This window comes from Rhodococcus sp. 077-4 (assembly GCF_047782425.1).
In the GTDB taxonomy this organism is placed as follows: Bacteria; Actinomycetota; Actinomycetes; order Mycobacteriales; family Mycobacteriaceae; genus Rhodococcoides.
The window spans coordinates 974,242-1,001,068 of sequence record NZ_JAJPWC010000002.1 but is presented as its reverse complement, the minus strand read 5'-3'; the positions used below and the strand labels follow the sequence as shown (position 1 = coordinate 1,001,068).

Annotated in this window: 28 protein-coding genes; 10 read left to right on the top strand and 18 right to left on the bottom strand. The window is 64.6% G+C overall.

All coding sequences use genetic code 11. The features are described from left to right. The first annotated feature begins 32 nt into the window (after positions 1-32). Positions 33-1,517: a DUF349 domain-containing protein gene (locus tag ACNEOT_RS13980; protein ID WP_415974609.1), complete on the top strand. Its 1,485-nt coding sequence runs from the start codon at positions 33-35 to the stop codon at positions 1,515-1,517. 57 nt (positions 1,518-1,574) lie between these two features. Here the strand turns inward: ACNEOT_RS13980 and ACNEOT_RS13975 are convergent, their stop codons facing one another. Together ACNEOT_RS13975 and miaB are read right to left on the bottom strand one after the other, a co-directional pair. Next, positions 1,575-2,162, bottom strand: a complete 588-nt coding sequence (locus ACNEOT_RS13975; protein ID WP_415974608.1) for a hypothetical protein — start codon at positions 2,160-2,162, stop codon at positions 1,575-1,577. Beyond that, the gene (gene miaB, locus ACNEOT_RS13970) at positions 2,159-3,658 is read right to left on the bottom strand and encodes a tRNA (N6-isopentenyl adenosine(37)-C2)-methylthiotransferase MiaB (RefSeq protein ID WP_415975168.1); all 1,500 of its coding nucleotides are present in this window, start codon (positions 3,656-3,658) and stop codon (positions 2,159-2,161) included. Before miaB ends, ACNEOT_RS13975 begins: the two co-directional genes overlap by 4 nt. Positions 3,659-3,957: 299 nt before the next feature. On the opposite strand from miaB, the gene ACNEOT_RS13965 reads away from it, so the two are divergent. The 4 genes from ACNEOT_RS13965 (at position 3,958) to ACNEOT_RS13950 (ending at position 7,205) form a co-directional block, all read left to right on the top strand. Next, positions 3,958-4,686 carry an amino acid ABC transporter ATP-binding protein gene (locus tag ACNEOT_RS13965; protein ID WP_415975167.1) on the top strand — a complete coding sequence of 243 codons (729 nt, stop codon included), beginning with the start codon at positions 3,958-3,960 and terminating at the stop codon, positions 4,684-4,686. Between the two features lie 53 nt (positions 4,687-4,739). Further along, complete coding sequence (locus ACNEOT_RS13960; RefSeq protein WP_415974607.1) at positions 4,740-5,573, top strand: glutamate ABC transporter substrate-binding protein; 834 nt, start codon at positions 4,740-4,742, stop codon at positions 5,571-5,573. Positions 5,574-5,655: 82 nt separating this feature from the next. After that, positions 5,656-6,333 carry an amino acid ABC transporter permease gene (locus ACNEOT_RS13955; protein ID WP_415974606.1) on the top strand — a complete coding sequence of 226 codons (678 nt, stop codon included), beginning with the start codon at positions 5,656-5,658 and terminating at the stop codon, positions 6,331-6,333. Further along, positions 6,333-7,205, top strand: coding sequence for an amino acid ABC transporter permease (locus tag ACNEOT_RS13950; RefSeq protein ID WP_415974605.1), 873 nt, complete (start codon positions 6,333-6,335; stop codon positions 7,203-7,205). Before ACNEOT_RS13955 ends, ACNEOT_RS13950 begins: the two co-directional genes overlap by 1 nt. 106 nt (positions 7,206-7,311) lie before the next feature. Here the strand turns inward: ACNEOT_RS13950 and ACNEOT_RS13945 are convergent, their stop codons facing one another. From ACNEOT_RS13945 to ACNEOT_RS13925, 5 genes are all read right to left on the bottom strand, one after another. Beyond that, complete coding sequence (locus ACNEOT_RS13945; RefSeq protein WP_415974604.1) at positions 7,312-7,863, bottom strand: regulatory protein RecX; 552 nt, start codon at positions 7,861-7,863, stop codon at positions 7,312-7,314. Positions 7,864-7,875: 12 nt separating this feature from the next. Beyond that, positions 7,876-8,913 (bottom strand): recombinase RecA, encoded by a 1,038-nt coding sequence (gene recA / locus ACNEOT_RS13940; protein WP_415974603.1) that lies wholly within the window; start codon positions 8,911-8,913, stop codon positions 7,876-7,878. Between the two features lie 192 nt (positions 8,914-9,105). Further along, positions 9,106-9,297: a DUF3046 domain-containing protein gene (locus ACNEOT_RS13935; protein ID WP_027496833.1), complete on the bottom strand. Its 192-nt coding sequence runs from the start codon at positions 9,295-9,297 to the stop codon at positions 9,106-9,108. Positions 9,298-9,307: 10 nt separating this feature from the next. After that, positions 9,308-10,480 carry a glycosyltransferase gene (locus ACNEOT_RS13930; RefSeq protein WP_415974602.1) on the bottom strand — a complete coding sequence of 391 codons (1,173 nt, stop codon included), beginning with the start codon at positions 10,478-10,480 and terminating at the stop codon, positions 9,308-9,310. Positions 10,481-10,540: 60 nt separating this feature from the next. After that, the gene (locus ACNEOT_RS13925; protein WP_415974601.1) at positions 10,541-11,179 is read right to left on the bottom strand and encodes a TetR/AcrR family transcriptional regulator; all 639 of its coding nucleotides are present in this window, start codon (positions 11,177-11,179) and stop codon (positions 10,541-10,543) included. A gap of 224 nt (positions 11,180-11,403) precedes the next feature. Between ACNEOT_RS13925 and ACNEOT_RS13920 the strand changes: the two genes are divergently transcribed. Next, complete coding sequence (locus ACNEOT_RS13920; protein WP_415974600.1) at positions 11,404-12,300, top strand: diacylglycerol kinase; 897 nt, start codon at positions 11,404-11,406, stop codon at positions 12,298-12,300. A gap of 13 nt (positions 12,301-12,313) precedes the next feature. Here ACNEOT_RS13920 and ACNEOT_RS13915 read toward each other — a convergent pair whose 3' ends face one another. The 5 genes from ACNEOT_RS13915 to pgsA form a co-directional block, all read right to left on the bottom strand. Beyond that, positions 12,314-12,487, bottom strand: coding sequence for a hypothetical protein (locus ACNEOT_RS13915; protein WP_415974599.1), 174 nt, complete (start codon positions 12,485-12,487; stop codon positions 12,314-12,316). Between the two features lie 109 nt (positions 12,488-12,596). Next, positions 12,597-13,466, bottom strand: coding sequence for a phage shock envelope stress response protein PspM (gene pspM / locus ACNEOT_RS13910; RefSeq protein ID WP_415974598.1), 870 nt, complete (start codon positions 13,464-13,466; stop codon positions 12,597-12,599). A gap of 42 nt (positions 13,467-13,508) precedes the next feature. Then, positions 13,509-14,318, bottom strand: a complete 810-nt coding sequence (locus tag ACNEOT_RS13905) for a PspA/IM30 family protein (protein WP_415974597.1) — start codon at positions 14,316-14,318, stop codon at positions 13,509-13,511. Positions 14,319-14,462: 144 nt separating this feature from the next. Then, positions 14,463-14,804, bottom strand: a complete 342-nt coding sequence (locus ACNEOT_RS13900; protein ID WP_415974596.1) for a helix-turn-helix domain-containing protein — start codon at positions 14,802-14,804, stop codon at positions 14,463-14,465. 252 nt (positions 14,805-15,056) lie between these two features. Continuing rightward, positions 15,057-15,749 carry a CDP-diacylglycerol--glycerol-3-phosphate 3-phosphatidyltransferase gene (pgsA, locus tag ACNEOT_RS13895; protein ID WP_415974595.1) on the bottom strand — a complete coding sequence of 231 codons (693 nt, stop codon included), beginning with the start codon at positions 15,747-15,749 and terminating at the stop codon, positions 15,057-15,059. 140 nt (positions 15,750-15,889) lie between these two features. Between pgsA and ACNEOT_RS13890 the strand changes: the two genes are divergently transcribed. After that, positions 15,890-16,477, top strand: a complete 588-nt coding sequence (locus ACNEOT_RS13890) for an amino-acid N-acetyltransferase (protein WP_415974594.1) — start codon at positions 15,890-15,892, stop codon at positions 16,475-16,477. A gap of 42 nt (positions 16,478-16,519) precedes the next feature. Next, positions 16,520-16,804 carry a YciI family protein gene (locus ACNEOT_RS13885; RefSeq protein ID WP_415974593.1) on the top strand — a complete coding sequence of 95 codons (285 nt, stop codon included), beginning with the start codon at positions 16,520-16,522 and terminating at the stop codon, positions 16,802-16,804. A gap of 85 nt (positions 16,805-16,889) precedes the next feature. Here ACNEOT_RS13885 and ACNEOT_RS13880 read toward each other — a convergent pair whose 3' ends face one another. Together ACNEOT_RS13880 and ACNEOT_RS13875 are read right to left on the bottom strand one after the other, a co-directional pair. Beyond that, positions 16,890-19,571, bottom strand: a complete 2,682-nt coding sequence (locus ACNEOT_RS13880; RefSeq protein ID WP_415974592.1) for a DNA translocase FtsK — start codon at positions 19,569-19,571, stop codon at positions 16,890-16,892. Between the two features lie 69 nt (positions 19,572-19,640). Continuing rightward, the gene (locus tag ACNEOT_RS13875; RefSeq protein WP_415974591.1) at positions 19,641-20,264 is read right to left on the bottom strand and encodes a TIGR03085 family metal-binding protein; all 624 of its coding nucleotides are present in this window, start codon (positions 20,262-20,264) and stop codon (positions 19,641-19,643) included. A 95-nt stretch (positions 20,265-20,359) separates the two neighbouring features. Here ACNEOT_RS13875 and ACNEOT_RS13870 point away from each other — a divergent pair, with 95 nt between their 5' ends. Then, positions 20,360-21,139: a sulfite exporter TauE/SafE family protein gene (locus ACNEOT_RS13870; protein ID WP_415974590.1), complete on the top strand. Its 780-nt coding sequence runs from the start codon at positions 20,360-20,362 to the stop codon at positions 21,137-21,139. 3 nt (positions 21,140-21,142) lie between these two features. Here the strand turns inward: ACNEOT_RS13870 and ACNEOT_RS13865 are convergent, their stop codons facing one another. The 3 genes from ACNEOT_RS13865 to thyX form a co-directional block, all read right to left on the bottom strand. Then, a complete protein-coding gene (locus tag ACNEOT_RS13865) occupies positions 21,143-22,894 on the bottom strand; it encodes a ribonuclease J (protein ID WP_415975165.1) in 1,752 nt (583 codons plus the stop codon). Positions 22,895-22,977: 83 nt separating this feature from the next. After that, positions 22,978-23,886, bottom strand: coding sequence for a 4-hydroxy-tetrahydrodipicolinate synthase (gene dapA, locus ACNEOT_RS13860; RefSeq protein ID WP_415974589.1), 909 nt, complete (start codon positions 23,884-23,886; stop codon positions 22,978-22,980). 89 nt (positions 23,887-23,975) lie between these two features. Beyond that, positions 23,976-24,728, bottom strand: a complete 753-nt coding sequence (thyX, locus tag ACNEOT_RS13855; RefSeq protein ID WP_415974588.1) for an FAD-dependent thymidylate synthase — start codon at positions 24,726-24,728, stop codon at positions 23,976-23,978. A gap of 142 nt (positions 24,729-24,870) precedes the next feature. Here thyX and ACNEOT_RS13850 point away from each other — a divergent pair, with 142 nt between their 5' ends. Next, complete coding sequence (locus ACNEOT_RS13850) at positions 24,871-25,350, top strand: hypothetical protein (protein ID WP_415974587.1); 480 nt, start codon at positions 24,871-24,873, stop codon at positions 25,348-25,350. Positions 25,351-25,355: 5 nt separating this feature from the next. Here ACNEOT_RS13850 and zwf read toward each other — a convergent pair whose 3' ends face one another. Further along, complete coding sequence (gene zwf / locus ACNEOT_RS13845) at positions 25,356-26,810, bottom strand: glucose-6-phosphate dehydrogenase (RefSeq protein WP_415974586.1); 1,455 nt, start codon at positions 26,808-26,810, stop codon at positions 25,356-25,358. Positions 26,811-26,827: the final 17 nt, after the last annotated feature.

Genomic DNA, 26,827 nt, shown 5'->3' with positions numbered 1-26,827 from the left:
GCAGCCGTGACGCGCGGCAGAGATGAGGAACAATGACCGACCCGAACGCCGGCACCCCCACCGCCCCCGAGGCCACATCCTCGGATGCGCCCGTCCAGACCCCCGGTGTCTCGCAGCCCGGTGCGTCCGACTCCGGCGGACCGAAGCCCGGCGGCGGACCCAAGCCCGGTGGACCCAAGCCCGGCGGCGGACCCAAGCCAGGCGGTGCCGGTACCGGTTCTCCTCGTCCCGGAGCTTCGGCGGGTGCCAAGCCGCACCCGACGGCCTCGCACGTCCCCACCGTGATTCCGACCGTTGCACCGGCAAGCGATCCCAGCAAGTTCGGCAGAGTCGACGACGACGGCACCGCGTGGGTGACGACCGCCGACGGCGAACGGCAGATCGGATCGTGGCAGGCCGGGGACGCCGCGGAGGGGCTCGCTCACTTCGGACGGCGCTACGACGATCTGGCCACCGAGGTCGGCCTGCTCGAGGCCCGCCTGACGTCGGGTACCGGCGACGCCAAGAAGACCAAGGCCGCCGCGTCCGCGCTGCTCGAGAGCCTGCCGACCGCCGCGGTGATCGGCGACCTGGATCTGCTCGCCCGGCGACTCGACGCGGTGGTCGAGCATTCGGACGCTGCAGCGGCTGTTGCCAAGCACGAGAAGGAACTCGAACGCGCCGAGCACACGGCGCGCAAGGAAGCGCTCGCTGTCGAGGCCGAGCAGATCGGCAGTGAGTCGACCCAGTGGAAGCAGGCCGGAGATCGGCTGCGGGAGATCCTGGACGAGTGGAAGACGATTCGTGGCGTCGACCGCAAAGTCGACGACGCACTGTGGAAGCGGTACTCCAAGGCCCGGGAGAATTTCAACCGTCGTCGGGGCGCACACTTCGCCGATCTCGATCGCGAGCGCGGAGCGGCCAAGACCCGCAAGGAGGAGCTCGTCGAGCGGGCCAAAGCCTTGTCCTCGTCCACGGATTGGGGTCCTACCGCAGCTGCGTTCCGCGATCTGCTCGTGGAATGGAAGGCGTCGGGACGAGCCCCGCGCGACGCAGACGATGCACTGTGGAAGAACTTCAAGGCCGCCCAGGACGTGTTCTTCGCCGCCCGCAATGCCGCCGCCTCGGAGCGCGACGCGGAGTTCGATGCCAACGCAGAGGCCAAGGAAGCACTGCTGGCAAAGACTCACATCGATCCGAGCAAGGATCTCGATGCCGCCCGTTCGGCGCTGCGCGATCTCCAGGACAAGTGGGATGCCATCGGCAAGGTGCCGCGCGAGAAGATGCAGGAACTCGAAGGCAAGTTGCGGGCGATCGAGAAGTCCGTCCACGACGCAGTGGAGTCCCAGTGGCGTCGTTCGGACCCCGAGGCCGTGGCCCGCGCTGCTCAGTTCCGCGAGCGGGTTGCTCAGTTCGAGGATCAGGCAGCGAAGGCAACGGCGGCAGGCAAGACCAAGGATGCCGAGCGTGCACTGGCGCAGGCGCAGCAGTGGCGCGAGTGGGCCGACGCGGCAGAAAGTGCCGTCGACGAACTGTGACACACGAGTTGTGACGCCCCGGCCGTCACGTACGGCCGGGGCGTCCACTGTCGAACCTCAGGGGTTCGAGTGGCCGTCCCACAGGCGCAGCTTCTGTTCGCCGGAGGCAGCAGCGACACGACGCTGCTCCTGAGCTGCGAGCTGCGAGTTGGTCTTGTTCCACACGGCCTTGAGCCAGTGGAACGTCAACGCCATCACGGCAACCCACGCAACGATGAGACCGATTCCCGGTCCACCGCCCTGCAGGTTGTCCGGCACGGTCTGCCTCGACCAGATCGAGAGCATCCCGAACACCGAGGATACCGCGCATCCGGCCAGTGCAGCCCAGGCCAACGCCCACATGCGGGTGACCAACGCAAGCACCGACATCACCACACCGAAGGTCAACACCAGCACCACGAAGATGCGTGAGGGCAGCGCAATCGATTCCGCGATGGCCGCGTCGCTGCTCGAGAGCACGTCGAATCCGGAGGCAGACCCGGTGTGCGGCAGTGCGAACGTGACCAACAGGACGAGCACCAGACCGGCCACGACCATGGCCCGCGCACCCGGATCCAGCTCGGTCATCACCGCTCTCTCCGCTCGCTCCAGCTCCTCGGGGGATCGCGAGGGCGTGACGCGGTGCGGTCCGTCTGGCTCTGTCATGCGGTGCATCCTGTCTGAACCGGAAGCGGCGCCGGAGCGCCGATCGAGGGAAGTCCGAGGCCGACGCCGATCGGAGCCGTCTTCGGCATCACTCCGAGCTCGTGGGCGTCTCCCGCTGCCGTGCGCCGGTGCGTGAGTACTCCGGCGTCGGCGATGAGGTGATACGGGGCGGCAGCGGTCAGTGTGGTCGTGACGACGTCGCCCGGGCGGATGTCGCTCGCGCGATCGGCGTCGACGGCGAAGTGCACGAGTCGGCCGTCGCGGGCCCGCCCACTCATCCGATGCGTTGCGGCGTTCTTGCGACCTTCACCGGTGGCAACCAACAATTCGACCTCGGTGCCGATCAACGCCTGGTTGGCAGCGAGAACGATCTCTTCCTGCAGCGCGATCAAACGCAGATACCGCTCTTGCACAACCTCTTTCGGCACCTGGTCGGGCATCTCCGCAGCGGGTGTTCCCGGGCGCTTGGAATACTGGAAGGTGTAGGCGTTGGCAAACTTCGCTTGTCGTACCACCTCGAGTGTCTGCTCGAAATCTTCTTCGGTCTCCCCGGGGAAGCCGACGATGATGTCGGTGGTGACGGCCGCGTGCGGCATGGCCTCGCGGACTTTGTCGATGATGCCCATGAACTTGCTCTGCCGATAGGACCTGCGCATCGCCTTGAGGATTCGGTCCGAGCCGGACTGCAGCGGCATGTGCAACGTGGGGCAGATGTTCGGCGTCGATGCCATTGCTTCGATGACGTCGTCGGTGAACTCGGCCGGGTGCGGTGAGGTGAATCGCACTCGTTCGAGCCCCTCGATCGCGCCACAGGCCGTCAACAGCGCGGCGAACGCGCCGCGATCACGAGGCATGTTCGGGTCGGCGAACGAGGCACCGTATGCGTTGACGTTCTGGCCGAGCAGGGTCACCTCGAGTACACCCTGATCCACCAAAGCCTGTACCTCGGCGAGGATGTCGTCCGGCCTACGGTCGATTTCCTTGCCGCGCAGAGCAGGAACGATGCAGAAAGTACAGGTGTTGTTGCAGCCCACCGAGATCGACACCCAACCCGCGTACGCAGATTCTCGCTTCGCGGGGAGGGTGGAGGGAAATGCGTCGAGCGATTCGAGGATCTCGACCTGAGCTCGTTCGTTGTGACGCGCGCGCTCGAGCAGCACCGGCAACGAGCCGATGTTGTGGGTGCCGAACACGACGTCCACCCACGGTGCCCTCTCCACGACCGTGCTGCGATCCTTCTGCGCCAGGCAACCACCGACCGCGATCTGCATGTTGGGGTTACGCGTCTTCGCCGGCCGCAGCATGCCGAGGTTGCCGTACAGCTTGTTGTCGGCATTCTCACGCACCGCACACGTGTTGAATACCACCAGATCGGCGTCGGTACCGGAATCTGCCGGTACGTACCCGGCTTCTTCGAGCAACCCGGACAGTCGCTCCGAGTCGTGAACGTTCATTTGGCAACCGTGCGTGCGCACTTCGTAGCTGCGAGGACTCATCGCCGACGGGTCGGTGAGCGGCGCGGGATCGGAAACTCCGCGTTCGGTCACGTCCACGGTCGGAAAAACACTTCTCTGCACCCCTCCAGGGTACGTCCATCGCACCGACCGGTACGTCGGGGTGGCGGCCCCACCGGGGACTGTCCAGGGCCGATGCAGTCCGACAGTAAAGTTTCCATTACATAATCGAAGACTGCGGGCGAAAACGCCGGTCGGCGAGGAAACTACGCATAGGGTTCCGACTTATGACGCACGCCACCGACGCGCCGGCATCGACACCCCCGCCGGGCGCACCTTCGATGATCTCGCTCAAATCCGTCGACAAACACTTCGGTGATCTACACGTCCTCAAGGACATCAACCTGGAGGTGCCGGCCGGACAGGTCGTCATCGTCGTCGGCCCTTCGGGATCGGGCAAGTCGACGCTGTGCCGCACCATCAACCGGTTGGAGCCGATCGACTCCGGTGCCATCGAGGTCGACGGAGATCTGCTCCCCGCCGAGGGCAAGGCACTTGCTGCCCTGCGAGCCGACGTGGGCATGGTGTTCCAGTCGTTCAACCTGTTCGCACACAAGACGATTCTGCAGAACGTCATGCTCGCGCCCATGAAGGTACGCAAGCAGAAGAAGGACGCGGCAGAGAAGAGTGCGCTGGCGCTCCTCGAGCGAGTCGGCATCGCCAACCAGGCCGACAAGTACCCCGCCCAGCTCTCCGGCGGTCAACAGCAGCGCGTGGCCATCGCACGGTCACTGGCAATGAACCCCAAGGTGATGCTGTTCGACGAGCCCACCTCGGCCCTGGACCCCGAGATGGTGAACGAGGTACTCGACGTCATGACCTCGCTCGCGAAGGAGGGCATGACGATGCTCGTGGTCACCCACGAGATGGGTTTCGCCCGTAAAGCCGGAGATCGCGTCATCTTCATGGCCGACGGTGCCGTCGTCGAAGACACCGATCCCGAGTCCTTCTTCAAGTCCCCGAAGTCGGAACGAGCCAAGGACTTCCTCGGCAAGATCCTCGGTCACTGACTCACTTCACCGTTCATCCCACGAGTACGACCCGATCCCTAAGGACATTCACTGTGAGAATCACCCGACCGCTTCGCCTCGGTGTCGCCATCGCCGCCCTTGCCATCGTCGCTACCGCCTGTGGCGGCGGCGAGGAGGCCCGCACCATCTCGAGCAGCGCCGAAGGCGGCAAGCTCACCGTCGGCATCAAGTTCGACCAGCCCGGTCTGGGATTGCGTAATCCGGACGGCTCGTTCAGCGGATTCGACGTCGAGGTGGCCAAGTACGTCGCAGGCAAACTGGGCGTGGACGAGGCGAACATCGAATTCAAGGAGTCCCCGTCGGCTCAGCGCGAGACACTGATCCAGAACGGTGAGGTCGACTACATCGTCGCCACCTACTCGATCACCGACACTCGCAAGGAGAAGGTCGGCTTCGCCGGACCGTACTTCGTGGCAGGCCAGTCGTTGCTGGTTCGCGAGGACAACACCGACATCACCGGCCCCGACTCTCTGAGCGGCGGTAAGAAGCTGTGCTCGGTCACCGGTTCGACTCCGGCGCAGAACATCGCCGACAAGTACCAGGGTGTTCAGCTTCAGCCGTACGACACGTACTCCGCGTGCGTCGAGGCCCTCCGTAACGGTTCGGTCGACGCCGTCACCACCGACGACATCATCCTCGCCGGCTACGCTGCGCAGTCCCCCGGACAGTTCAAGGTCGTCGGTGAGCCCTTCACCACGGAGAAGTACGGCATCGGCCTCAACAAGGACGACACCGACGGACGCAACAAGATCAACGACGCCATCGAAGAGATGGTGACGAGCGGTGCCTGGGAGCAGGCGTTCAACGACACCGTCGGGGCGTCGGGCTACCCGCTCCCCGCCGAGCCCACTGTCGACCGCTACTGATCGACTCGATCGTCGTGTCCCCCATCAACGCATGCGGGACACGACGATCGATCTCGCCGAGCCGTGAGGATCAACAAGCACCGTGAACCTATTGAGCAAGTACGGCGATCAACTGATCGACGCGTTTCTCTCGACCATCTATCTGACGTTGGCATCCCTGATCGGTGCCTTGATCATCGGAACGATCATCGCCGCGATGCGGGTGTCCCCCATCCCGATCGCACGCGGAATCGCTGCCACGTACGTCACCATCTTTCGTAACACCCCGCTGACCCTGATCATTCTGTTCACCTCGTTCGGCCTGTACCAAACACTGGGTGTCTCACTCGCAACGGAATCGTCGTCGACGTTCCTCGTGGACAACAACTTCCGTCTCGCAATCCTCGGTTTGAGCATCTACACCGCGTCGTTCGTCGCGGAATCGCTGCGTTCCGGAATCAACACCGTTCCGGTCGGTCAAGCGGAAGCAGGCCGCTCCCTCGGAATGACGTTCACCCAGAACATCTCGATAGTCGTTCTGCCGCAGGCATTCCGAGCCGTGGTCGGCCCACTCGGTAGCGTCGTCATCGCACTCACCAAGAACACCACCATCGCGTCGGTGATCGGTGTAGCGGAGGCGTCGTTCCTGATGAAGAACATGATCGAGAACGAGGCCGCGATCTTCGTGGTCGGCGGTATCTTCGCGCTCGGCTTCATGGTCCTGACGCTGCCGACCGGGCTGCTGTTCGGCTACATCAGCAAGCGATTGGCGGTGTCATGATGAGTGATGCAGTAGCAGTTCTGTACGACGTACCCGGCCCGAAAGCTCGTGTCCGGTACCGCATTCTCTCCGGTGTCGTCGCGATCGTCTCGCTCGCAATCGCGTTTCTGATCTACCGCGCTCTCGATTCCCAGGGGCAGCTGACTGCGGCCAAGTGGGATCCGTTCCTCGAATCGACCACGTGGACCACCTACCTGCTGCCCGGCATTCAGGGCACGCTGGTAGCGGCAGCATTGTCGATCGTGTTGGCACTTGTCCTCGGTGCCGTGCTCGGAATCGGACGGCTCTCCGATCACAGTGCGGTACGGATAGTCAGCGGTGTGATCGTGGAGGTGTTCCGCGCGGTCCCGGTGCTGATCCTGATGATCTTCCTCTACGCGGTGTACGCCGACTACGAGGTATTCAAAGTCAAGTACCTGGCGCTGGCGGCGGTGGTCACCGGCCTGACTCTGTACAACGGCTCGGTCATCGCCGAGATCGTGCGCGCAGGCGTCAACTCCTTGCCGAAGGGCCAGCGAGAAGCCGCGTCGGCACTGGGTATGCGCAAGAGCCAGGTCATGATGTTGGTGCTGCTCCCCCAGGCCGTGACAGCGATGCTCCCTGCGATCATCTCGCAGATGGTGGTGGCGCTGAAGGACTCTGCGCTCGGTTATGTCATCGGCTACGTCGAAGTGGTCCGGTCGGGTCAGCAGGTGGGTGCGTTCTACAGCAACTACCTGCCGTCGTTGATCATCGTGGCCGTCATCATGATCATCATCAACTCGGCATTGACCAAGCTTGCCACCGTTGTCGAACGGCGCTTGCGGTCTCGTAAGCGCAAGGCCGGGCCGACTGCGGTCGTGCCGGCTCTCGACGGCGGTCAGGCAGCCTGACCACTGTCGGCTACATCTGACAGAGGCCCTCGACAAGTAAGGCCCGCAACACCGATGGTGTTGCGGGCCTTACTGTTTCTCGACTACCCAGATTCGAGGTGGACGATCACATCGAATCTGGGCCGTCGAAGTCTTCTGTATCGGCTCCTGCGCGGTCGAGTTGTTCCTTGACGACCGCAAACGCCATCCCCTGCGAGTAGCCACGGCGTGCGAGCATGCCGACCAGCTTGCGCACCATCTTGTCTCGCTCGGCGCGGGCTTCGGGTGCGTCCGGATCCGGCAACTGCAGAGTCCGGAATCGCTTGCGTACCAACTCTGCTGCACGCCTGCGCTCGTCGTCGGCATCGATCAGATCCAGTGCGTGCACAGCGAGTTCGTTGCTCACACCCTTGGTGCGGAGCTCCATGCTCAGTGCGCGTTTGCCCTTGCCGGAGTATTTGTGCCGGGATTGGACCCACTGCTGAGCGAACGATTCGTCGTCGACGAGTTTGGCCTTTTCGAGCCGGTCGAGAACTGCCTGGGCAATCTCGGCGGTGAAACCCTTCTTGGCCAGGCTCACTTCGAGTTCATGCCTGCTGCGCGCTCGGTCGGTCAGCAGCCGAAGGCAGGCATCTTTCGCCTGCGCCTCGGTGCCGCCGCCTTCGTCTTGCTGCTGCACAGCGACAACAGGTTAGAAGTCGACCGGAGCAGCTGCGGGCTCCTCTGCGGTGACGTCCGCGCCGATCTGCAGCTTCTCCATGATCTTCTTCTCGATCTCGTCCCGCACGTCGGGATTCTCGAGCATGAACTTGCGGGCGTTCTCCTTACCCTGGCCGAGCTGGTCACCCTCGTAGGTGAACCACGATCCCGACTTGCGAATGAAGCCGTGCTCGACGCCCATGTCGATCAACGAGCCCTCGCGGCTGATGCCCTTGCCGTAGATGATGTCGAACTCGGCCTGCTTGAACGGCGGCGCAACCTTGTTCTTGACCACCTTCACCCGGGTGCGGTTACCGATCGCGTCGGTTCCGTCCTTCAAGGTCTCGATGCGGCGGATGTCGAGGCGTACCGAGGCGTAGAACTTCAATGCCTTACCACCGGTGGTGGTTTCGGGAGAGCCGAACATGACGCCGATCTTCTCGCGCAGCTGGTTGATGAAGATGACGGTGGTACCGGAGTTGCTCATGGCACCGGTGATCTTGCGCAGCGCCTGGCTCATCAGTCGCGCCTGCAGACCCACGTGACTGTCGCCCATCTCGCCCTCGATCTCGGCGCGTGGCACGAGTGCAGCCACCGAGTCGATCACGACGATGTCGAGGGCTCCCGAACGGATCAGCATGTCGGCGATCTCGAGAGCCTGCTCACCGGTGTCGGGCTGCGAAACCAGCAGTGCATCGGTGTCGACACCGAGCTTCTTCGCGTAGTCCGGATCGAGAGCGTGCTCGGCGTCGATGAAGGCGGCGATGCCGCCGGCCCGCTGAGCGCTGGCCACAGCATGCAGGGCAACGGTGGTCTTACCCGAGGATTCCGGACCGTAGACCTCGATGACACGTCCACGCGGCAACCCTCCGATGCCGAGTGCCACATCGAGCGCGATGGATCCGGTGGGGATGACGGCGATGGGCTGGCGGACCTCGTCACCGAGGCGCATCACCGAACCCTTGCCGAAGTTCTTGTCGATCTGCGCCAGTGCGAGATCGAGTGCTTTGTCGCGATCGTATGCAGCCATCGTGAGCTCCCTGTGTCGTGTCGTTCAGCTGTGTCGTGTCGATCAGCTTGTCGTCGGTAACGCTAGAACGGGGTACCGACAAGAAGTTCTCGAGACCGCTCAGCGGCCGTTGACACAAGCATAGGCGAACACGTGTTCGAGTCAACTACCACGGCTTTCGACACGCCGAGAAGATCGAACGGTCTCGACGACCTACCAGCGTTCTTTCGGCACATCGAACTCGTAGCAGATCGATCGCCACACTTCCCGCGGATCGACGCCGTCCTCGATGGCCTGCGCCCCGGTTCGGCCGATACCGGAGAGCACATGATCGGCCAGCAGGGAATTGCCTCGAACGGAGCCGAACTCCTCGGTGAGCAGTTCACGAAATTCGGTCAGACGCACAACGTCAACCCTAACGCCCGCGCCGTGGAGTGCTACGGGCGAGCACCCCGTGACATACCGACACCGGATCCTCCACGCAGTGCGCTCCCTCCGCAGCCACCGCCGCGGCCCGGGCGAAGCGCGGATCGGCCAGGACCGTTGCCACCGCGTCGGCGATCGAGGTCGACGTCGGGGGGCGCACGATGACGGCGCTCCCCTGCCGGGCGGCCCTGTTGGCCAATTCCCACTGGTCGCCGCCGCCGGGCACGGTCACCACCGGTACGCCGTGAATGAGGGCTTTCGCCAACATTCCGTGGCCAGCACCGCACACCACCACGTCGGCACGACGCAGCAGCTCGTCCTGGCGACCCAACCCGGCATTCGCCCAGTCCGGCAGCACATCGGGGCCACCGTCGAGAACGGAGGCCACGACCCGAACTCCCTTGCCACCCAATCCTTTCAAAGCCATCTCGAGCATTCCCTCGGCACCGGTGAACGCAGTCGACGGAGCCACCATCACCAACGGCGACTCACCGTCGGGAACGTCGAGCAGGTCTTCGGTCGGCTCCCACAACAGGGGGCCGACCACGTGGGCGTCGGTCGGCCAGTCGGGTCGTTCCACCTCGAGCGCAGGAATCGTTGCGATCAGTCGAGCAGCCGGGCCGGGATCCTGCGGCGGGAGTCCGATGCCCGCCCTGGCGAGCGAGCGTTGGGTTCGGCCCTGCGCGATCGAGCGCGCCGTCAACGCACGCATCACGGTGTCGCGCAGTCTGCCGCGAAGTCCGGTGCCGGGCGCGAGCCCACTTCCGATGGGCGGCAACCCTTTCGACGGCGAATACAGGGGGTGGGGCGAGAGCTCGACCCAGGCGATTCCAAGACGTTCGGCAGCCATCCCGCCTCCCGCGGTCAGAATGTCGGATACGACGAGGTCGACATTCTCCCGGGCGAGGTCGGGGAGCAATTCGGTCGAGACGAACGCCGCGCGCGAGTGGATGCGCTGTCCGGCGTCGAGGTCGTCGTCCTCCGGCCGCGGTGCGAGACCGCCCAGTGGGAATGCTCGCAGCCCCACAGCGTGGGCGTCGGGAATCCACCGACTTCCGGTGAAGAGGACCGGCTCGTCGCCTGCCTCGCGAAACAGCAGAGACAACGCGATTGCCGGAAAAGCATGCCCTGGGTCCGGCCCGGCCACCACTGCTACTCGCACGGACTCAGCGTGTCACACCCCACCGATCGAGCACGACGCGCAACGCGATTCCCGTAGGATTCACGCGCTTTCGGGCCGCAGATAACTGTCGACTGCGTACGCCATCTCGCGCATCACCTCGCCGCCGGATACGCGCTCGGAGACCATCTCGGCAGACTGTACTGCCGATTGCACCATGAGCAGGACCAGCGTCGCCAGCGTGGAGGGATCCCCGGGACGAATCGAGGAATCACGCTGCCCGGCAACGATCAGAGAAGACAGAGCATCGATGATCAACGACTGACTGGTTCCGAGTCGATGCAGAATGTACGTGGCGAGCACGTCGGAATCGGACCTGAGTATCTTCACGAAGAGCGGATGGAGTCGAATGCGGTCGGCTACTTGACCCACGGCCGCCACGATCTGTTCTCGCGCCGATGCCGTGGCGTCGAAGTTCGGCACCAGGGCACCGATTTCGCGAGTGAGCAGGCTCGATACCACTGCCCGAGTATCGGCCCATCTTCGGTAGACCGTGGGCCTGCTGACCTTGGCACGGCGAGCGATCTCGGCCAAAGTCGTACGTTTGACTCCGTGTTCGAGGATGCACGATCGAGCCGCGTCGAGAACGCTGTCCTCCACCGACTTCTCCGGCGCATCCGTCGCGGACGGTGACTGCGGGGGCTCGGACGAGGCGGGACTCGACACCGGCTGCTCTGTCACGTGCCACCCTTCACTATTCGGACAAAAGGACTGTACTGCGGGTCGTAACAGTCTGTTTCGTTACAGTACCTCACGGTTACAGTCACATTCGGTCCGCGAGACGCCGGTGACGCGGATGCACGATCGTCGCCGGACGCGATCGGAACGGGTTTGCCTCGGTCACCACCACGCCACATCGTCGACCCTGGCAAGCTGATCGATGTGACCGAAGAATCGATCCAACCGTGACCCGATCGGTGACCGTGTTGACCAATCCGGCGGCCGGTGGGGGCCGCGCAGCGCACGCCGGACGTCGCGCCGTGGCCCGGCTACGTGAGCGCGAACTTCACGTCACGGCCATCGAAGGACGTACGCCCGGAGACGCGTTGACGCTGCTCGAGAAGGCCGTCGGCAGCGGAACGGACGCTGTGGTCGCAGTGGGTGGCGACGGATTGGTCAATCTCGTGATTCAGGTACTTGCCGGCACCGACATCCCGATGGGTCTGATACCGGCCGGCACCGGCAACGATCTGGCCCGCGTTCTGCGACTGCCACGCGACGACGCTGCCCACGCCGCCGACATAGTCGTCGACAATGCTACTCGCACAATAGATCTCGGACGGATCGGCGACCGCTGGTTCGCCACCGTTCTCTCCAGCGGTTTCGACTCCCTCGTCACCGAGCGGGCCAGGCGACTGACATGGCCCCGTGGACCCTTGCGGTACAACGCGGCCATGCTCCTGCAGTTGGCTTCGCTCCGAAAGCTTTCGTACGTCATCGAACTCGACGATGCCGAGCTTCGGCTCGATGCCACCCTGGTCGCCGTCGGGAACGGTAATACCTACGGCGGCGGTATGGCCATATGCCCCGCCGCGCGGGTGGACGACGGTCTGCTCGATGTCACCGTCGTACGTGGGGTGACCAGAACTCGGCTGCTGGGATTGTCGCCGACCCTGTACCGGGGAACACATGTCGACCTGCCAGAGGTGGATACCTACACCTCGACGCGGGTCACGTTGCGGTGCAACGGAATTGTTGCCTACGCAGACGGCGAGCGTGTCGCCGATCTACCGGTGACCGCGCACTCGGTACCGCGGGCACTACGGGTGTTCGTCGATCGGGGTTCCGCGTCTCGCGCCTGACCGAACATCCGAGTCAGAACTTCGACGACGAGCGGTCGCCATCGGAGGCGATCGCTTTGTACAGCCACACCAGTCCCAGCACGATGGCGCCGGCCACGACGAGCCAGAACACACCCTTGATGATGGGGCCCAGAAGCGCGAGCGCAATCCAGATCAGAACGATGAATCCGAGAACTTTCCAGAACATGCAGTGCTCCTACCGTGTCGCCGCGCACCGTGTCGTAACGCGTACATCGATACTGGCACCGGAGCGCGGCCGACACATCGGGGTGAACCCTGAAATGTCTCTGAGGGTCTCAGCGGTGCCGCGAACGGATCCGATCGATCTCGGTGAGCGCCTCGGCCCATCCCTGCAATCGATCCGTGGCCGACAGCAACTCGCGTCGGTGCGATTCCACGACCGTCGTCGACGCCGAGCCGGCAGGTCCGGTCATCCGCGCGGCAGCCGCGACGAGCTGCTCGTATTGATCGACCCCCGTCGCGAGTTCGGCTGCAGCCGAGGCAATTCCGTCGCGCAGATGCTCGCGCGTCACAGCACTCGCCGCCCCGGCGCGTTCCAGGGCTGCGATGTCGACCGCCACTGCCTCGAGACCGCGGGCAGCATCGGAGGTGACGCCGATCATCTCTTCGACGTCGTCGGTACCGATCGTCTCGGACCTCGCCAGAATTCCCAGCAGCTCGAACAGACTCTGCTCGGCCCCGGCCAACCGGGTCATCGACTCGTAGGCAGCAGATCCGCGCTGCGGCAACACACGCTTGGTCGGCAGGCCTACCGGCAACGGTTGGGATCGAAGACGCCGTAGCCGCGTTACCGCGAACGCTGCCGGGACGGCCATCAGCGCAGCGCCACCGCCGCCGACGAGCAAGGTCCATTCCGGCGCCGACAACACAGCCATTCCCGCTGTCCCCAGTGCCGTCGTGGTGGACGCCGCGCCGAACCTGATTCCACGTCGTCTGGCCCGGCGAATCTTCTTCAGATGCTTGGCGCGGGGATCCCTTCTACGGCCGGCCGCGTCGAGAATCGAGGTGCCGACATTGCGAGCGGACTCCGCCAGAGATCTGACCACCGCGCCGGACTCCGTCACCGCTGCGGTCACGGAGTCCCGATCGAGCGAAACGGCCGGCCGCTTACGCGACCGGCCGGATTCGTGCTCTCTGCTACCCATGTCGAAACTGCTGTCAGACGACCGAGCTGTTCGTTCGCTCGATCACGCCTGAGCCGGAGGCTCGGGTGTCGCGTCCGGGGACTTGGCGATCGAGGGCTTGGCCGCAGCATTGCCCGATGGGAGCGAATCGCCTGCCATCGATGCGCGAATCTGCTCGAGTCGACTGTGGCCCGCCATCTGTACGGACGCCTGCTGCACCTCGAGCATGCGACCCGAGACCGTGTTCTGAGCCAGCTCCGCCGATCCGAGAGCATCGGCATAACGCCGCTCGATCTTGTCGCGCACTGCATCGAGACTCGGAGTGTTCCCCGGCGCGGACAGCGTGCTGTCCATCGACCGCAGGGATTCGCTGACCTTCTCCTGCATCTTCGCTTGCTCGAGCTGGCTCAGCAGCTTGGTGCGCTCGGCAACCTTGGACTGCAGCGCCATGGCGTTCTGCTCGACGGCCTTCTTGGCCTGAGTGGCAGCCTGGAGCGACTGATCGTGCAGAACCTTGAGGTCTTCGACGCTCTGCTCCGCGGTCACCAGCTGCGCAGCGAATGCCTCGGCAGCGTTCGTGTACTGCGTCGCCTTCTCGATGTCGCCCGCGGAGGCGGCCTGATCTGCCAGCGTCACCGCCTGCCGTGCGTTCGCATTGAGCTTCTCGACCTCGTCCAGCTGCCGGCTGAGCTTCATCTCGAGCTGGCGCTGATTACCGATGACGGACGCGGCCTGCTGGGACAGTGCCTGATGCTGCCGCTGTGCGTCCTCGATGGCCTGCTGGATCTGAACTTTGGGGTCGGCCTTCTCGTCGATCTTGGAATTGAAGAGCGCCATCATGTACTTCCAGGCTTTGACGAAAGGATTAGCCATGGGGTGGTCCTGCCTCCATCTGTTGCGCCGCGGTGGCCGCGTACGGGTCGGCTGCTCTCGCAGTGACCGAAATGAACCTGTCCGTGCTGTGAAAGTCGGGTGCGTGGTGTGGATCAGGAAGTGGAACTGGGTACTTTGCCGATCTTAGGCGGCAGCGAGTGCTCTGGCAGCAGGTGCCGGAATCACGACGCGAGTATCGCCGTCGATCCGAGTGGCGACAGCTGCCTCGTCGGATCGCGCTGCGGCGATCGATGCGTCGGACAGGACCACACTGACATCGCTCATGACGTCCGCCAGCGGGACGGCGAGGGCATCGCAGATCGCGGCGAGGAGTTCGCTCGACGCCTCCTTGCGGCCACGTTCCACCTCGGACAGGTATCCGAGGCTCACGCGTGCGGTGTTCGAGACTTCACGCAGGGTTCGGCTCTGTGCGACGCGAGTACGCCGCAAACTGTCGCCGAGTGCTTCACGCAATAGCAGCGCCATCTCGCTCCTCCTCGTTGGTGTTCGTGCCGACGACTGTGCCGTCGAGACGACAACGTTCATATCTCGTTCGTCCGGAGCCGTCATGATGTTCAACGTTCCGGCCGGTGCGATTGGTTCCCGACCCTATATGCCCCTTCACTCCAACACGTGCCGAAGCAGTTCCGACACGGCTGTCAAGACTGTATCCCGCCGAATCGATCGACTGCTCGTGCGTGCGCGACACGGCCGTCACCGAGGTCGCGTCGCAGCCGTTCATACCGAGGACACGCCCCGGCGCAGGCGAATGGCCTGCACCACGTAGTCCGCTCCGGTGTACACGGTCAGCAGTACCGCAAGCGCCATCAGAGCAACGGCAACCGGATCGACGACGCTCGGCAGCGGGCACAGATACACCCCGATGGCGAACGTCTGCACCAGCGTCTTCACCTTCCCGCCGCGGCCTGCGGGAATGACGCCGTGGCGAATGACGGCGAACCGCACCGCGGTGATGCCGATCTCCCGCACGCCGATGATCACCGTCACCCACCAGGAAAGCTCGCCCAACATGGACAATCCGACGAGCGCCGCACCGATCAGTGCCTTGTCCGCAATGGGGTCGGCCATCTTGCCGAAATCGGTGACCAGACCGTACTTGCGAGCCAACTGGCCGTCGATTCGATCGGTGATGGCAGCAGCCGCGAAAATCGCGGTCGCTGCCAACCGCCACGCAGTGTCCTGACCGTCGCCGACGAACAGCGCCGCCAGGAACACCGGGACCAATGCGATTCGGAGCACCGTCAGGACGTTGGCAATGTTGAGCAACGGCACCTCGTCCGTTCCGCCGGGGGCGGCGTTGCCGTGAGGTAGTGAGGAGTTGCGCGAAACACCCCCGGTACTCGGGGCCCCGCCCACGGGAATCCCGCCGGTGGACGGAACACCGTGATCGGGCGCGACCGGCCCGCTCATCGCCGAGCTCGCACGCCGTGGGCGATACATACGTGGGTGTGTCGGGCTGTGCACAGCACGGACCCGTCGAGACGGGGACACAGCTCACTGATCGACACACGAAAAGTTTATCGGTTGTAGTACTGACTACTGTTCACCACATGACTTCTGGGCCGAATCGGGCGAGTCGCGACACTGCAGATCCCGAATCCGACGTGCACTCCGACATCGTGGACCGTAGTTCCGCGAACGACGGCACTCTCGTAGTGCGTCGAGCCAGGACCTCCGACATCCCCGAGATCAAGCGCTTGATCGACATCTACGCCGGACGCATTCTGCTGGAGAAGAACCTGGTCACCCTGTACGAGGCAGTGCAGGAGTTCTGGATCGCCGAGCGTGACGGCGAGGTCATCGGTTGCGGTGCGCTGCACGTGCTCTGGGCCGATCTCGGCGAGGTTCGCACTGTCGCCGTCGATCCAGCCGCCAAGGGTCACGGCGCCGGCCACCTGATCGTCGCCAAACTCATCGAGGTCGCGCGTGATCTGGCGCTGCAGAAGGTGTTCGTGCTGACGTTCGAGGTGGATTTCTTCTCCCGACACGGGTTCACCGAGATCGACGGAACCCCCGTCACGGCCGAGGTGTACGCGGAGATGTGCCGCTCGTACGACACCGGCGTGGCCGAGTTCCTCGATCTGAGCTACGTCAAACCGAACACTCTGGGTAACACGCGAATGTTGCTGTCCCTCTGACAGAATTCTCCGAACCACCCCTTGAAATTCGGAAGAGACCTCATGCCCCTGATTGCCGTCACCTATACCTACTCGACCACCACAACGGACGGCCGTGACACCCACCGCGCGGCCCACCGTGCATGGCTTGCCGACTTGCTCGAAAGCAAGACCCTGGTCTCGAGCGGCCCGTACGCCGATGGCAGCGGAGCACTGCTGCTGGTGGAGGGTCCCGATGCCGCCACAGTGCAGACGCTGTTCGCGCAGGATCCGTTCGCGGTGGAGAACCTGATCGAGTCGGCCACCTTCCACGAGTGGACACCCGTCATGGGCACCTTCACGTCCTGAGCTACCCGCTCACCCGGTTCGCGTGAATGGACCACTGCACCGCCCAGACGGCTGCAGTGGTCCATTCACCCCGACCGGGGAGCGATCAGAACTCGTCCGACGCCGGCTGTTCGTCCGGGTCGCCGCCCTTGATCGACCACAGCAGACCGTCGAGTTCGTCCGGTTTGACCAGCACCTCGCGGGCCTTCGATCCCTCGCTCGGACCCACGACTCCGCGGTTCTCCATCAGGTCCATCAGTCGTCCGGCCTTCGCGAAGCCGACACGAAGCTTGCGCTGCAGCATCGACGTCGAACCGAACTGACTCGTCACGACCAGCTCGACCGCCTGCAACAGCACGTCGAGATCGTCGCCGATATCGGGGTCGACATCCTTCTTGTCCGACACCTTCGCTGCGGTGACCGTGTCGTTGTACTCGGGCTCGGCCTGGTTCTTGGCGAAGTCGACGACGGCGGCGATCTCCTCGTCGGTGATGAACGCTCCCTGCAGACGCGTCGGCTTGCCCGCACCCATCGGCAGGAACAGCGCGTCGCCCATGCCGATGAGCTTCTCGGCCCCGGGCTGATCGAGGATGACGCGGGAGTCGGTCAGTGACGAGGTGGCGAAGGCCAGACGCGAGGGCACGTTGGTCTTGATCAAACCGGTGACCACGTCGACGGAGGGCCGCTGGGTGGCGAGCACCAGGTGGATACCGGCCGCACGAGCCTTCTGGGTGATCCGCACGATCGCTTCTTCGACGTCGCGCGGAGCGGTCATCATGAGGTCGGCCAGCTCGTCGACGATCGCCAGGATGTAGGGGTACGGCCGGTAGACGCGCTCGCTGCCGAGCGGTGCGGTGATCTCGCCGGATCGCACCTTCTTGTTGAAATCGTCGATGTGCCGAACCTTGTTGATCTGCATGTCCTGGTAGCGCTGCTCCATCTCCTCGACGAGCCACGCCAGGGCAGCAGCAGCCTTCTTGGGCTGCGTGATGATCGGGGTGATGAGGTGCGGAATACCCTCGTAGGGCGTGAGCTCCACCATCTTCGGGTCGATGAGAATCATCCGCACCTCGTCCGGAGTAGCCCGCGCGAGCAGCGAGACCAGCATCGAGTTCACGAAACTCGACTTACCGGAACCGGTGGAGCCGGCCACCAGCAAGTGGGGCATCTTCGCGAGATTGGCACTGACGAAGTCGCCCTCGATGTCCTTACCAAGACCGATCACCAATGGATGGTGATCCTTACGCGTCGACGGCGCGGTCAGCACGTCGGCCAGGCGAACCATCTCGCGGTCCGAGTTCGGCACCTCGATACCGACCGCGGACTTGCCCGGGATCGGCGCGAGCAGGCGCACGTTGTCGGTGGCGACGGCATAGGCGATGTTGCGGGCGAGTGCGGTGATCTTCTCGACCTTGACGCCGGGGCCGAGCTCCACCTCGTAGCGCGTGACCGTCGGGCCGCGGGTGAAACCGGTGACCGCGGCATCGATCTTGAACTGCTCGAGTACCTCGGAGATCGCCTCGATCATCGCGTCGTTGGCCTGGCTGCGGGTCTTGGGCGGATCGCCGTCGATCAGCAGCGACAGAGACGGCAGCGTGTAATCCCCGTCGACGACGCGATCGACGACGATCTTCTCGTCCTCGGCTGCCGGCTTCGGCTCGGCCGCCTTGACGATCGGCTTGGGCTTGGGACGTGGGGGCGCAACCGGCTCGGGAGTGGGCACAGCGGCGGCAGGCGCGATGACCTCGGTGGCGGCCTCGGGCGGCGGGGTCTTGCGCGCACGTGGGGGCTTGACGACCGGGATGTATTCCTCGGTCGGATAGTTGTCGTGCGGGTCTGCGCCGCCGTGGACCGGGTAGCCGTCGGCGTCGAAGTTGGTGTCGTAGTCGCCGTAGCCCTCGTCACCGAACTCGGAACCGAAGTCGGCCGGGTCGTACTCGTCGTATTCGTCGCCGCGGCTGTCGGTGCCGAACAGGGCACGCATTCGATCCGGCACGTCGCGCACGGTGGTACCGGTGAGCAGCAATACGCCGAACAACCCTGCGAGCAGGAGCAACGGCACTGCCAGCCAGACGGTGAGGCCGTCGGCGATGGGCCCGCCCGCCACATAGCCGACGAAGCCTGCACCCTCGGATCGGCCGGCCGCGTCGGTCGGTGAGCCGGCTGCCATGTGCCACAGTCCGAGGATCGGGAGGCCGAGAAGGATCGACCCGAGAACCAGTCGCGGCCGGACCTCCGGATGAGGCTCGGAGCGCATGAGAACGACGGCGATGGCCACGCCGAGCACGGGTGCGACGTATCCGGCCTCTCCGATGACGGCGCGGATTCCCACCTCGATCCATTCGCCGACCGGTCCCCCGGCGCTCAACCACACACTCGCGGCGACGACCACGCTGACGGCGATCAATCCGAGGGCGATCCCGTCCCTACGGTGGCCGTGCTCGATGTCGGCAGCCTTGCTCACCGTCCGGGTCGTGGCACCGACTCCGCGAGCCGCCATCGACCAGGTGGACGCAATGCCTCGCCCGATCGCGTCGAGGGCACCGCGTGACTTCTTCTTGGCTGCGGGCCGCCGAGCTGCGGACGCACCCCTCGCCGGCGCCTTGCCTCGCGATGACGCGTTCGCGCGGGAGGTCGCCGGGTTGCGCGGCGCGGTGGGCTTCTTCGGTGTCGTGACGGTGCGCGCGGTGCGGCCGCCACCGGGTTTACGGGCGGTGCCGGACGCGCGCGAAGAGCCGGATCCGCTGGACCCGGCCCTGGCGGTGGAGGTGCTGGTCTTTCCTGCCATGACCCCAGGCTAGTCGCAACAGCCCCGTCGAAACCATCCGCAACACCAGTAACAGCGGACGGGAATGCGTCAGAAGCTCAGATCGAGTGCCTTCACAGCCGCAACGTCGCCCGCGGAACCCTCGTACTCCACCTGGACCTGGTCGCGACCGAATGCGTAGAGCAACAACTCCGACGGCTCCCCCACCACCGTCACACCGGGACCCGAGCCACCCTTGAAGGTGGCCCGTCGACCGTCGGGGGTCCGCACGTGCACGGGAACGGGCGAGGATCGGTGACCGCCCCGGCCCACCAGACGCACCTGCGGCCAGAGTCGGTTCTCCACGGCACCGGGGAGCGCTCGACGAGTCCAACTCTCGCCCGCTCGGCGAAGGTCCTCGTGGTGCACGAACATCTCTCCGAGATTGATCAGAGGATCCAGCAGAGCGAACGGCGACCACATCGGCGGACCCGTGCGCACGTCCTCCACCACGGACGCGAACGGCTTGCGCGCCACGGACTGCTGCACTCGCTCGGTGTAGCCCGCGAGTGGGGAAAGAAAGATGCCGGGTGAAGCGTCGAGTCGTCGTTCTCGGACCACGAGATGCGCGGCCAAATCGGCTGCAGTCCACTCACCGCACAGCGTCGGCGCATCGGGACCCACGTCGAGGAGGGTCTGAACAAGCTGAGATCGTTCGTCCTGGGCAAGGCTCACGCACTCCACGGTACGTCCCGAGCGAACCGACGGCATCCCGCTGGGCCACACTCCCCGGTGACCACACCACCCGAGGCATCGGTAGCCTCCCCATCGTGCCGGTATCGGAAATTCTCGTCATCCTGCTCGCCGGCCTCGGGGCCGGGGCGATCAACGCCGTCGTCGGTTCCGGGACGCTGATCACGTTTCCTACGCTGGTCGCCTTCGGCTATCCCCCGGTGGTCGCGACCATGTCCAACGCCATCGGCCTGGTCGCGGGGAGCGTCTCGGGCACGTGGGGATATCGCAGAGAGTTGCGCGGGCAGTGGCATCGACTGCGATGGCAGTTGCCCGCCTCGTTCCTCGGGGCGCTCGGCGGGGCATGGCTGCTACTGCATCTACCGGAGAAGGTCTTTGCCTCCGTCGTTCCGGTATTGCTCGTCGGCGCGCTGATTCTCGTTGTCGCACAACCGAAGATCCAGGAATGGGCCAAGCGCCGCTCGGAGGCCGCCGGAAAGGCCGCGAATCACATAAGCCGAACCCGGATGGCCCTGGTCACTTTCGGCACTCTGCTGGTCGGCATCTACGGCGGCTACTTCACTGCCGCACAAGGCATTCTGCTGATCGGTGTGATGGGGGCGCTGCTCCCCGAGTCGATGCAGCGCATGAACGCCGCCAAGAATCTACTGTCGCTTGTGGTCAATATTGTTGCCGCAGTTGCTTTCACGATCTTCAGGTTCGACGACATCAGCTGGCAGGCCGCGGGTCTGATCGCCGTCGGTTCTCTGATCGGTGGAGCTGTCGGAGCACGTTACGGCCGCCGGCTTTCGCCGGCGGCCCTGCGCGGTGCCATTGTCGTCCTCGGGCTGATCGGCCTCTGGCGACTGCTCGTCTGACTTCTAGGACTGCGGTTGCGGCTTGACCGCGATGATGGTCGGCACGATCATCGGCTTACGGCGGTACTTGTCCGCTACCCACCGACCCACGACACGGCGCACAGCCTGAGCGATGCGGTGCGTATCCGAGACGCCGTCGGACGCCAGACGTTGCAATTCCGCCTCCACGAGTTGCCCGGCTTCCTTCAGGGCGGCGGGATCGTCGGAGAACCCGCGGCCGGACACCTCGGGTGCAGTCACTGCACGACCGGTCGCCGAATCGACGGCAACGCTGATCGCGATGAATCCACCTTCGCCCAGCACCAGTCGATCGGAGAGCGTCGAATCGCCGACGTCGCCGACCGAGAGGCCGTCGACGTAGACGTGCCCGACGGGCACCTGTCCGACGATCTCGGCGAGACCGTCGACCATGTCCACCACAACGCCGTCCTCGGCGAGCACCACCCGATCCTCGGGGACGCCCGTCGCCTTGGCCAGTGCGGCGTTGGCCCGCAGGTGACGCCACTCACCGTGGACCGGCATGGCGTTGGTGGGCCGGACCGCGTTGTAGAGGTACAACAGTTCACCCGCCGAGGCGTGACCCGAGACGTGGACCTTCGCGTTCTGCTGCGTCACCACGGTCGCACCGCGCTTGGCGAGGCCGTTGACCACCGCGAAAACGGAGTTCTCGTTGCCCGGAATGAGTGAGGACGCCAGCACCACCAGATCGTTCGCCTTGACGTTGATCTGCCGATGCTCGCCGCGCGCCATCCGAGACAGCGCCGACAACGGCTCACCCTGCGAACCGGTGGAGATGAGCACCAAACGGTCGTCGGGAAGCGTTGCGGCGGTGTCGACATTGACCTCGAGGCCGTCGGGAACCCGCAGGTATCCGAGCTCCTGGGCGATCTGCATGTTGCGCACCATCGACCGGCCGACGAATGCCACCCGGCGGTTGTACCGCTCGGCGACGTCGATGACCTGCTGGATGCGGTGCACGTGACTGGCGAACGACGCGACGATCACACGCTGTTTCGCCTTGCCGATGACGGTGTCGAGGACTCCGCCGATCTCGCGCTCGGGTGTGACGAACCCGGGCACCTCGGCGTTGGTGGAGTCGACCAGAAACAGGTCGACGCCCTCGTCGCCGAGCCGCGAGAACCCGGCGAGGTCCGTCAGACGACCGTCGAGCGGAAGCTGATCGAGCTTGATGTCACCCGTGTGCAGCACCAGCCCTGCGTCGGTTCTGATGGCGATGGCGAGCGCATCGGGAATCGAGTGGTTCACCGCGAAGTACTCGCAGTCGAACGGGCCGTGCTGCGTGTGCTGGCCCTCGATCACCTCGACGAGGTTCGGTCGCAGCCGGTGCTCACGGCACTTGGCCGCCACCAGAGCGAGAGTGAACTTCGATCCGACGACGGGCAGGTCCGGACGCAGGCGAAGCAGGAACGGAACTGCACCGATGTGGTCCTCGTGACCGTGTGTCAGGACCACTGCCTCGACGTCGGCCATGCGGTTCTCGATGTGCCGGAAGTCGGGCAGGATCAGGTCGACCCCGGGCTGCTGGTCCTCGGGAAAGAGGACGCCGCAGTCGATGATCAGCAACTTGCCCTGGTGCTCGAACACCGTCATGTTGCGACCGATTTCGCCGATTCCGCCGAGTGCGACAACTCGAAGGCCCTTGAACGGGGCCTTCGGTGGTGTGCCGAGGCGCTGCGTCGGGTCGAACTCTGTGCGCTTGTCGGGGCGCTGAGTTCGCGCCGAGTTCTGCACCATCGGCTTGCCCTGTGTCGGGGCGGGACGCTCGGACGGAGGTCCGGCGTTTCGGGTTGCGCGTCCGCGCGATCTGTTCGGTCGTGTCATACAAGAACTCCTGCCGCCCGCAGCTCCGCTGCAAGCAATTCGATGTGTTCGATGCTCGGTGGCACCTGGGGAAGTCGTGGTTCGCCGACATCGATTCCGATGAGGCGAAGGCCGGCCTTCGATGCGCTGACGCCGCCGAGGCGCGCGACCGAACGAATGACCGGGATGAGGCTGACATTGATCGCCTGTGCGCGCGCAATATCGCCCATCATGAAGGCAGTGTGCAGCTCGCGCAGGCGTGCCGGGACGAGGTGGCCGATGACGCTGACGAAACCGGTCGCACCGACCGAAAGCCACGGAAGATTGAGTGGATCGTCGCCGGAGTAGAACTGCAGGCCCGTCGAGGCGATCAGTTCGGCACCGGCGTTCAGATCGCCCTTGGCGTCCTTGACGGCGAGAATTCGCGGGTGCTCTGCGAGCCGGCGCAGCGTCTCGGTCTCGATGGGGACGACCGAACGCGGCGGAATGTCGTAGAGCATCACGGGCAGGTCGGTGGCGTTCGCGACCGCCGTGAAGTGTGCGAACAGACCGGCCTGCGGTGGCCGGGAGTAATACGGCGTGACGACCAGGAGACCGTGGGCACCCGCACGAGCTGCGTCCCGGGCGAGTTCGACGCTGTGGGCGGTGTCGTTACTTCCGGCCCCGGCGATGATGCGAGCTCGATGGCCGACCGCGGCGATCACCGCGCGGAGCAGTTCGAGCTTCTCGTTCTCGGTGGTGGTGGGCGATTCGCCCGTGGTTCCGGCGAGAACCAATCCGTCGTTGCCCTGCTCGACGAGATGATGCGCCAGGCGAACGCCGGCATCGATATCCAACTTACCGTCCGCTGTGAACGGAGTCACCATGGCGGTGAGCACCGTACCGAACACAGGCGCAACGGAAGGAGCGGCGTCACCGTAGGTCATGGCAGCAGATTACCCGGTGCTTTGCCCACTCTTGCGCAGCGGGACTACCCGATGGCATACCCGGTATCGGCCGCGGCCGAACCTCGCTTCTAGACCTCGGTCACGAACGGACTTCGTGCCACTTCGGTGCCGTCCGGCAGCGTCGAGATCTCGAAGTCACCGAACACGTCCGGAGCCACTTCCACGAGCTTACGCAGACATTCCACAGCGACGCGTCGAATTTCGACGTCCGCATGCTCCGAAGCGCGCATCGACACGAAATGCCGCCACGCGCGATAGTTTCCGCTCACCACCACGCGCGTCTCGGTCGCATTCGGAAGTACCGACCGAGCTGCTTGCCGCGCCTGCTTGCCTCGCAACGCCGCGTTGCTGACCGATTCCAGCTTCCCCTCGAGAGCCCCGAGCAGTTCGGTGTACGCCGCGCGACTCGCCTCGGTGGCCGATGCGAACAGCGCCTCCAGTTCAGGGTCGCCTTCCACCGCAGGCGGCAGCACGACGTTGGCGTCGTGCTCGGGGACGAATCTCTGCGAGAGCTGCGAGTAGGAGAAGTGTCGATGCCGAATCAACTCGTGTGTGCAGGACCTCGAGATACCGGTGATGTAGAAGCTCACTCCGGCGTGTTCGAGGACGGACAAATGCCCGACGTCGAGCAGATGACGCAGATACGAGGCGTTGGTGGCAGTCCGAGGATTGGGTTTCGACCAGCTCTGGTAGCACGCACGCCCGGCGAACTCCACCAACGCCTGCCCACCGTCCGCATCGGTTTCCCAGGGGATGTCGGCGGGCGGTACGAACTCGGTTCGGGCCACCAGCTGCACTTTCAGGGCAACCGTTCGCGGCACAGCTCTTCCTTCGATTTCTGACGACACCGCACAACCCTAATCGTGGCTGTGCATGCCCCGCGCCGGGTGGCGTCACTACAGCCTCCACGTGACACCACCAGGCTCGCTTGACCGACGTCACACGTGACGCCACACTGACGTCATGGAACTTCACAAGTACACCGAGTCGCTGCGGACCGATCTTCTCGCGGCAGCGGCTCTGGGAGACGAACACACTCGACAGACGGCCGAGGCACTCGGCAAGACGGCGGAGGCGTCGGCGAGATTGATGCTGCTCACCGCGCTGTCCGACTTCGCGGCCGAGGTATCGAACGGCCTCGACGGCCATACGGTCACCGTTCGCCTCGACGGTGCGCAGGCGCACGCCGATGTTCGACGCGACATCCCGGCACCGGGCCTGGACGACGCCGATCCGACAGAGACCGTTTCCGACGATTACCCGACGATGGACGATGTGTCCGGCGAGGTACGACGGGTGACGCTACGGCTGGTCGAGCAGATCAAGGAACGCGCCGAGGATGCCGCGAACAACAGCGGGGTGTCCCTCAATTCGTGGTTGTCGCAAGCAGTTCAGGGTGCATTGCGCGATCAGATGCGCAAGGACCGCGGCTGGAACAACTGAGCTGCCTATTTCTTTTCGCGCCACTCCCGCTCGAACGGCAGTCGCCACGCGTGTGGAGCTATCAATTGATGAATTGCGTTGGGACCCCACGATCCTGGCGCATACAGGCGCACCGGGGGCGGATCGGCCAGCAGCGGCTCGGACACCTGCCACAGGCGTTCGATTCCCTCTGCGGTGGTGAACAGGGTGTGATCGCCGTACATGGCGTCGAGGATGAGCCGTTCGTACGCCTCGAGGACGTCGCCCACTCGTTCGGTTTCCTGGATGGCGAACTGCATACTGAGTTTGTCCAAGCGCATTCCAGGCCCTGGACGCTTGCCGTAGAACGACAGTGACACCTTCGAGGCATCCGCGAGATCGAAAGTCAGGTGGTCGGGGCCTTGCGCGCCCACACCCGAGCCGGCCGGAAACATGCTCTTCGGCGGTTCCCGAAAGGCGATCGAGATGATGCGTTGGCCTTCGGCGAGGCGCTTGCCACTGCGGAGGTAGAACGGCACTCCGGCCCACCGCCAGTTGTCGATTTCGCATTTGAGTGCAACGAAGGTGTCGGTGTCGGAATCGGGAGCAACCCCCTCCTCCGAGCGGTAGCCCGTGTACTGCCCTCGCACAACGTTTTTCGGGTCCAGCGGCATCATCGATCGGAAGACCTTGTTCTTTTCCTCGCTGATCGCGCGGGGCTCGAGTGCCGTCGGCGGCTCCATTGCCATGAAGGCCAGCACCTGGAACAGGTGGGTGACGACCATGTCCTTGTACGCGCCGGTGGATTCGTAGAATCCGGCTCGGCCGTCCAGCGCGAGCTTCTCCGGGATGTCGATCTGGACGTGATCGATGAAGTTGCGGTTCCAGATCGGCTCGAACAATCCGTTGGCGAAACGAAAGGCCAGGATGTTCTGAGCGGGTTCTTTGCCGAGAAAGTGGTCGATTCGGAAGATCTGGTCCTCGTCGAACGTCTCGTGCACCCGGGCGTTCAACGCGATCGCGCTCTCGAGGTCGGTGCCGAACGGCTTCTCCATGATGATCCGCGATCGCTTCACCAGATCTGCCGATGCGAGCGTATCCACCACTGCCAGAGCAGCTCTCGGCGGAACGGACAGGTAGTGCAGCCTCTTCGCGCTCCCGCCGAGTTCGATTTCGGCCTCGGCCACGGCTTCGCTCAGAGCTGCAGGGCCTGCCTTCTGCGAGACGTAGGTCAGCCGCGATGCGAAGTGCTTCCATTGCTCGTCGCCGACCTTACGACTCGAGAACGTGTTGATCGATTCGCGAGCGAGAGCGCGGAATTCGTCGGTGGACATCTCCTCGAGCGATGTGCCGACGACACGGATGTTGGGTGCGAGATCGGACAGGGCCAGGTGCATCATCCCGGACAGCAGTTTTCGCTTGGCCAGGTCTCCTGTCGCCCCGAACAGCACGACGACCTGAGGTGGAAGTTCGGAGGCGGTGTCTGTCCGGCGCGAAGTCACGGTTCGAATACTGGCAC